Below are 6,720 nucleotides of genomic sequence, written 5' to 3'. Positions count from 1 at the left end.
GTTGCGGTTTGATGTAGAAAGAAGATATATAGCAACATATGCGCCGAGCCGTTCAATCTTGCCATGGTTGCGGTTTGATGTAGAAAGAAGATATATACAATGCTAAGACTGATGCAGGTCGGGTTTGCTTAATAGGTTATGGATAAGATAGAAAGTCTTTACACTTTCCATTGCCTGTTGTTTTATGAAGTGTCATTTCTTCTTTTCCGTAAGGCGGAAGGAATTTGTGATAAGCCGCTGGATAAGTGTTGCCTCTGCCCGCGTGGCATCAATGCCTATCCAGTATTTAGGATTGCCGTTATAGGGATGTCCCAGACAATCGTACTGTTCCAGTAATGCGGGCACTTCTTCTTTGCGGCACTTCACGGTAACATGGTGCAGATCGTTGATGTCGAAATAGCAGAAGATGTGCCCGCCGGTATAGAAAGCAAGGACATCTCGCGCTGCCTTGAACTGCTGAAAGGGGAATTTCTCCACGACATCTTCAGACAGCGACAGGCAGAAACTTCTCAATTCTTCTATGTTCATAATCGTGGAATGAAAGCCTATAGGTGTCTATTTGTGATTCCTGAAAGAGGAATATGCGAGGGAAACCATGACGCAGGCAAGGACGAGGAGGATGTCGGCCGGTCGGCGATGTTTCCAGTAATAATCTATTGCAGTAGTGAATGAAATCTCCGGGATGGCCTCGGCTTTGCGCAGTTGCTCCAAGGTTTCATAGAGAGCGGTCTTGTCGGTTGTGGTATCGTAGACGAAGAAGTTTACTCCTTTTCTTCCGCTTTCAGTATATTTGGGGATGGAGCCGATTACATTGTTGCCGATTATCTGCAGGGAGTCTATCTCGTCCACCATTGTCTCGTCGATTTCCGCGTCGACGATGCATCCGTATTTCACATCGAATGCTTCCAGCTGATGGTGGTTGGGAAGGGGCACTTCATAATAGGTGCCGATGATGTCTTTAGGAAAGACAAACCTGTCGAGGCACAGGGAGCCGGCCAGGTACAGCAGTAGGAATACAAGGATGAATCTCAAGAACTTGTTCATATATTCATGATGCTTTTTCATTGTTGGCTCCGTCTTCGCTTTGGAGGAGACTGGTCACCAGCCCCTGTACACACGCAGCTTGAGTTCCTGCAGGTCGGACAGGGCCTTCTTGCCGCTCCGGCGGCCTATCTCGATCATCTCGCTGATGGCCGCGGGCGTGAAGCTGGCGGGACCGTAGCCGTCGAGCTTCGGATTGATGTACACATCGGCATCGCTGCGGTTTCGCTCGTATTTGACGAGGTCGGGGCGGTAGAGCGCCCATTTGGCGAGGAAGGCGATGTCGCCCTTGGCATTTTCGAGTATTTTCGGCATCTGTCTTGGCTTCTCGCCCTCGTGCTTGTTCTGCGTGAGGTCTACGGCGATGACCACATCTGCCCCCATGGCGCGCACGATGTCAACGGGGAGGTTGTTGAGGAGCCCGCCGTCGAGGAGTTCCACCCCGCCGATGTCCACGGGCTTGAAGGCTCCGGGAATGGCCATGCTGGCACGCATGGCACGGGCGAGCCATCCGCTGGAGAGCACTACTTCGCGGTGATTCTCATAGTCGGTGGCGACGCAGCGGAACGGGATGGGGAGGGCGTCGAACGAGATGGAGTCGCGCCGCCCGCTCATGGAGTCGAGCAGCTGGATGATGTGGTCGCCCCGGATGGCTCCCCAGGAGGGGTCGGCGAGCTTGGAGTTCTTGCGCCCAACGGGGAATCCGAAGATATAGGTAACGCCGTCCACCTTCTTCAGCACCTCGCCCTTCAGGCCTTCCTGGCGGTCGCCCAGCAGGGTGAGCCACTCCTGCGAGCGGAACATGGAGTCGAGCTGGGCCGAGCGGTAGCCGCAGGCATAGAGCCCGCCGACGATGGAGCCGATGCTGGTGCCTGCGATATAGTCGATGGGGATGCCCGACTGCTCGATATACTTGAGCACTCCGACCTCGGCAGCTCCCTTGGCGCCTCCGCCGCCGAGCACGAGTCCCACCTTGAGGCGGGAGGCCTTCTGGGCGCTCATCCCGGTCGCAGCGAGGCAGAGCAGCAGGCAGCACGCTATCTTGAAATGTTTCATTATGTTTGTCTTTTGATGGGCGGCGGCTCTTCGGAGCCTTCACCGCCGGGTTTGTTTGCGGGCAAAGATAATGAAAAAAACAGAGAGACGGAAAGAAAACGGCCGGAAAAACTTCATTCCCCTCTTCCCGTCGGCGGGACGGCCGGCATCATCAGGCTGCGGCACGCCTCGGCCTCTCGATGAGACGGAAAGCCGCATCCACCATCAGGGAGACAACGATGGAGACTCCCAGCGTGGCTGCGAAGATGAGTATCGGATACTTGAAGCTGTAGAAGAAGTCGTGAAACAGGTAGCGGCATAACCATGTGTGTATCATCCAGATGTTCATGGAGTGGACACCGAGGAACACCAGTACGGCCTTTATCCAGGGTCGATACCGCAGGACGGCGAGCAACAGCACCACGGCAAGGGCGAAGAGTCCTTCCCACGAGGCATGGGGAATCAGGATGCGGATGAGCACGAGGGCGCAGAGGGCGAGCAGCAGACCTCCGTTGGCAATGCCTCTGCGATGAAGGAAATGCCTGAACCGCTCTATTACCTCATGCCGCTTGGCAAGGGCTCCACAGCAGAAGCAGAACAGGAACTCGATGATTACCACAGGCAGCGACAGCAGCGGGTTGGGAGAAATCGTGCCGCTGTAGAAGTGAAGCAGAGTCATCATGAGGAAGGTGCCCATGAATGTCGTACCGACCACCAGCCATGGACGGCATCGGTCAACGATTCTGAAAACAATCGGATAGAAAAGGGAGAGGATGGAGTAAGGCAGCAGAAACCAGCACTCGCCGTTCCAAGTGGTCCGCAATCCAGTTATGTTGTATATAATTGTCTGTGAATCAGACAGATATGTCTTACCCCCCCCTATTATTCCGACTGCGACAAAGACTGCCGTAATCAGCCAATAATGCTCATAGAGCTTGACGATGCGCGAGACATGGTGCGCGTCTTTTGCCTTGAGATACACGCAGTATAAGCCGTATCCGCCGAGGGCTACGAATATGCTCACTGGACTGCATGCCCCGGCAATCAGCCAAGCAAGGGGTCTGGATGCAATGGTAAGGTCGGTATAGTCCTGCGCTGCGGACATGTTGTTGAACAAGTGTAGCCATACCATCATGATGATGGCCACGCCTTTCATAATCTGCGTGTATTCTTTTGACATAGGTCTTTGTTGGTTATGGAGTAAAGGAGTATGGAGTAAGGAGTAAAGGAGTAAAGGGAGGACTGAGTAAGAGATGGGGAAGGCCACTTCTTATTTTCTATTCCCTTTAGAATATCCTCCTTACTCCATCCTCCCTTTACTGCCTTCCCATCTGCTTCTTGAGCAGTTCCGGAATCTCGCTGGTCTCCTTGGCCACGGGCACCCCTACGGCCTCGAAGGCTGTTACCTTGCCCTCTGCGGAGCCCGATGTGCTGGAGATGATGGCACCGGCATGACCCATCTGCTTGCCCGGAGGAGCCTGACGGCCAGAGATAAAGGCGGCGACGGGCTTTGTTACATGTTCCTTGATGAACTGTGCCGCACGCTCCTCGGCATCGCCGCCAATCTCACCGATGAGGGCGATGCTGTCGGTCTCAGGGTCATCCTGGAACATCCTGAGCAGGTCTTCGAAGTAGAGGCCTACCACGGGGTCGCCTCCTACACCAACGGCGGTAGACTGTCCGAGGCCTGCCTGCGTGAGGTTGTAGACCACCTCATAGGTGAGCGTGCCGCTGCGGCTGATGACTCCCGTGCCCCCACGCCTGAAGATATTGGTAGGCATGATGCCCACGAGGCATTCATCGGGGGTAATCAGTCCAGGACAGTTCGGTCCGATGAGGTTGGCTCCCTTGTCGCGGATGTAGCGGTGAGCGTATACGGCGTCCTCCACGGGCACGCCCTCGGTGATGCAGACGATGAGCTTGATGCCCCCGTCGGCAGCCTCGAGCATAGCGTCCTTGGCAAAGGCAGCCGGAACGAAGATGATGGAAGTGTTGGCTCCCGTGGTTGCCACAGCGTCCTTGACGGTATTGAAGACGGGGATTCCGTCTACCTGCTGCCCGGCTTTTCCCGGTGAGGTGCCGCCCACGATGTTGGTGCCGTAGGCCTTCATCTTCGATGCGTGGAAACTGCCGTCGCGCCCCGTGATACCCTGTACGATAACTCTTGTGTTCTTATTGACTAAAATACTCATTTCTTCTGGTTTTTAAACGGTTCTTGATATGTTCTCCCCCTAAAGCCTTGCGGCTATCTCTACGGCCTTGTGGCCGGCGTCGGCCATGGTAGTGCCCACGGTGAACTTGGTGCCCTGCAAGAGCGCACGGCCCTCGGTCTCGTTGGTGCCGGTGAGTCGGATGACGATGGGCACCTCGGTATCAATCTCCTTGAAAGCCTCGATGAGCCCCTTGGCCACATCGTCGCAGCGGGTGATGCCGCCGAAGATGTTGATGAGTACCACCTTCACATGCCGGTCGCTCAAGAGCAACTTCATGGCTTCTACGATTTTCTGGGGGTTGGAACTTCCGCCGATGTCGAGGAAGTTAGCGGGTTCGCCGCCGTAGAGTTTGATCATGTCCATGGTGGCCATGGCCAGTCCGGCGCCGTTGACCATGCAGCCGATGTTGCCTCCGAGGTTCACATAGCTGAATCCCTTCTCCTTGGCATAGAGCTCCTTCTTCTCCTCTTCGGTGGGCTCGTTGAGCTCGGCCACATCGGGATGGCGGAAGAGGGCGTTGTTGTCGAAGGTCATCTTGGCGTCGATGGCCTTCAGCTGGCCGTCCTTGAGGTATACGAGCGGATTGATCTCGGCCAGCGAGGCGTCCTTCTCCACGAAGAGGCGGTAGAGGTTCTGGAAGAGCGGTATGGCCTGCTTCACCTGTGCCATGTCGTCGAACAGGGCGAAGGCGGCCTCACGGGCTTTATAGATGGGCAGTCCCACGAGCGGGTCAATGGCAATCTTGATAATCTTCTCAGGAGTCTCCTTGGCCACCTTTTCTATCTCCATGCCACCCTCGCGGCTGAGCATGAGGATGGGCGACTTCGTGCGGCGGTCTACGAGGATGCTCACATAGTATTCTGCGGCGATGTCCACGGCCTCGCCGATGAGCACGCGGTCTACCGTGAACCCCTTGATGTTCATCCCGAGGATGTTGCCGGCGTGCAGGCGCACCTCGTCTTCCGAAGCTGCGAGCTTTACGCCTCCGGCCTTGCCGCGGCCTCCCGTGTGAACCTGTGCTTTTACGACTACCTTCTCGAGCCCGAGCTTGCGGTAAGCTTCCACGGCCTCGTCGACGGAATGGCAGAGAATGCTCCTGTCGACCGGTAACCCATACTGGGTAAAGAAACCTTTTGCCTGATATTCATGAACTTTCATAGTAAATTAATTAATTAGTAGAATTTCATGCAAATATAACATATTTCTTCGAAACAAGAAAGAATTCCGGGGAAAAGTAGGTTTAAATAGTATAAATAGGTATATAGTGCTCGCTCAGCTGAAGATGACGGTGCCCAGCGCGGAGGCTATCTTCATCAGGACATACAGCATGGCGAAGATGGCGAGCACGAAGACAACAATCATGGCGAGGCTCTGGAGGGCCTTTCGGTTGATGTTGCGGATAACGGTCTCGTCATTGTTGAGGAATCCGTTGATAAGGGCCATGTTCCTGGAGTTGGCGCGATGGAAGAAGTCGAGCACATCGCCCACATAGAAGGGGATGAGTCCGAACAGGACATCGCGGAGTGCGTTGTTCAAGATGGCGAGAGTGAGGGGCACGGAGCGCAGTCGGAACAAGGCGAAGTAGACATGGACGAGCGAAAACAACGCCGTAGCCACATCGCCGATACCGCCGGGCACCAGTCCCGCGATGGCGTCGAGGTAGTAACGGTCGAGCCAGGCGGAAATCTTCTGCATGCCTTGGTAGAGGCGGCTTTCGCCCAGTCGTTTCTTTCGTTCTGCGGTGGTCATGGTCTGTTGGGATGCTTTAGAGATGGAAAAGCCGGGGTGCTTGTCCCCGGCCTTGGTATAATCAGTCGAAAGTCTTGAATTCATAACCCTGCTCCCGGAGCCACTTCAGAGCCTGCGGTAGCGCATAGTGTAACTTGTTGATGCTCTTCAGTGAGTCGTGGAAGGTGATGATGGAGCCGTTGCGGGCATACTTCTTCACATTGTCGAGCACATCGTCGGCGGTCATCCACTTGGAATAATCGCGCGTTACGAGATCCCACATGATGATGCGATAATGGCGGTTCATCCACCAATAGACCGACCGTTTCATCCATCCATGTGGCGGGCGGAACAAATGGGCGTGAATAATCTCGTTGGCCTTATAGACATTGGCCGCATAAGTGATGGGCATATGCTTCAGCGACCCGAGGTGGTTGAAGGTGTGGTTGCCCACCTGATGGCCTTCCGCCACGATCTGATTGTAGAGGTCGTGGTGGCGGAGCACATTCTCGCCCACCATGAAGAAGGTGGCCTTGGCATTGAACTCCCTCAGCGTCTGGAGGATGAACGGCGTAGACTCCGGTATCGGACCGTCGTCGAAGGTGAGATATACCGAATGGTCATTCTTGTCCATCCGCCATGTGGCTGCCGGATAGAGCCATCGTAGCCAGAACGAGGGTTGCTCTATGAACATGGGCTATGG

8 protein-coding genes are annotated in these 6,720 nt (G+C 55.1%); all 8 read right to left on the bottom strand.

The genetic code is table 11. From position 1 onward, the window contains the following. Positions 1–192 precede the first annotated feature (192 nt). On the bottom strand, positions 193–528 hold the full coding sequence (locus tag BM114_RS06005; protein ID WP_092111423.1) for an MmcQ/YjbR family DNA-binding protein: 336 nt from the start codon (positions 526–528) through the stop codon (positions 193–195). Positions 529–555: 27 nt separating this feature from the next. Beyond that, positions 556–1,065 (bottom strand): hypothetical protein, encoded by a 510-nt coding sequence (locus BM114_RS06000; RefSeq protein WP_092111420.1) that lies wholly within the window; start codon positions 1,063–1,065, stop codon positions 556–558. Positions 1,066–1,098: 33 nt separating this feature from the next. Continuing rightward, complete coding sequence (locus BM114_RS05995; protein ID WP_092111418.1) at positions 1,099–2,097, bottom strand: patatin-like phospholipase family protein; 999 nt, start codon at positions 2,095–2,097, stop codon at positions 1,099–1,101. A gap of 151 nt (positions 2,098–2,248) precedes the next feature. Further along, on the bottom strand, positions 2,249–3,256 hold the full coding sequence (locus BM114_RS05990) for an acyltransferase family protein (protein WP_092111416.1): 1,008 nt from the start codon (positions 3,254–3,256) through the stop codon (positions 2,249–2,251). Between the two features lie 136 nt (positions 3,257–3,392). Then, complete coding sequence (gene sucD / locus BM114_RS05985; protein ID WP_092111414.1) at positions 3,393–4,268, bottom strand: succinate--CoA ligase subunit alpha; 876 nt, start codon at positions 4,266–4,268, stop codon at positions 3,393–3,395. A gap of 39 nt (positions 4,269–4,307) precedes the next feature. Then, entirely contained in the window at positions 4,308–5,447 is a 1,140-nt protein-coding gene (gene sucC / locus BM114_RS05980; RefSeq protein ID WP_092111412.1) for an ADP-forming succinate--CoA ligase subunit beta, read from the bottom strand. Positions 5,448–5,561: 114 nt separating this feature from the next. Further along, positions 5,562–6,122 carry a DUF4112 domain-containing protein gene (locus BM114_RS05975; protein WP_369808401.1) on the bottom strand — a complete coding sequence of 187 codons (561 nt, stop codon included), beginning with the start codon at positions 6,120–6,122 and terminating at the stop codon, positions 5,562–5,564. Then, on the bottom strand, positions 6,100–6,711 hold the full coding sequence (locus tag BM114_RS05970; RefSeq protein WP_092111408.1) for a polysaccharide deacetylase family protein: 612 nt from the start codon (positions 6,709–6,711) through the stop codon (positions 6,100–6,102). Before BM114_RS05970 ends, BM114_RS05975 begins: the two co-directional genes overlap by 23 nt. Positions 6,712–6,720 lie beyond the last annotated feature (9 nt).

The organism is Prevotella sp. KH2C16 (assembly GCF_900113305.1).
Lineage (GTDB): Bacteria > Bacteroidota > Bacteroidia > Bacteroidales > Bacteroidaceae > Prevotella.
This window is presented reverse-complemented; position numbering and strand designations above follow the sequence as displayed.

Coding starts and splice junctions, on each gene's coding strand:
- BM114_RS06005 (WP_092111423.1), bottom strand. CDS start 528: ATGAACATAGAAGAATTGAGAAGTTTCTGCCTGTCGCTGTCTGAAGAT.
- BM114_RS06000 (WP_092111420.1), bottom strand. CDS start 1,065: ATGAAAAAGCATCATGAATATATGAACAAGTTCTTGAGATTCATCCTT.
- BM114_RS05995 (WP_092111418.1), bottom strand. CDS start 2,097: ATGAAACATTTCAAGATAGCGTGCTGCCTGCTGCTCTGCCTCGCTGCG.
- BM114_RS05990 (WP_092111416.1), bottom strand. CDS start 3,256: ATGTCAAAAGAATACACGCAGATTATGAAAGGCGTGGCCATCATCATG.
- sucD (WP_092111414.1), bottom strand. CDS start 4,268: ATGAGTATTTTAGTCAATAAGAACACAAGAGTTATCGTACAGGGTATC.
- sucC (WP_092111412.1), bottom strand. CDS start 5,447: ATGAAAGTTCATGAATATCAGGCAAAAGGTTTCTTTACCCAGTATGGG.
- BM114_RS05975 (WP_369808401.1), bottom strand. CDS start 6,122: ATGAATTCAAGACTTTCGACTGATTATACCAAGGCCGGGGACAAGCAC.
- BM114_RS05970 (WP_092111408.1), bottom strand. CDS start 6,711: ATGTTCATAGAGCAACCCTCGTTCTGGCTACGATGGCTCTATCCGGCA.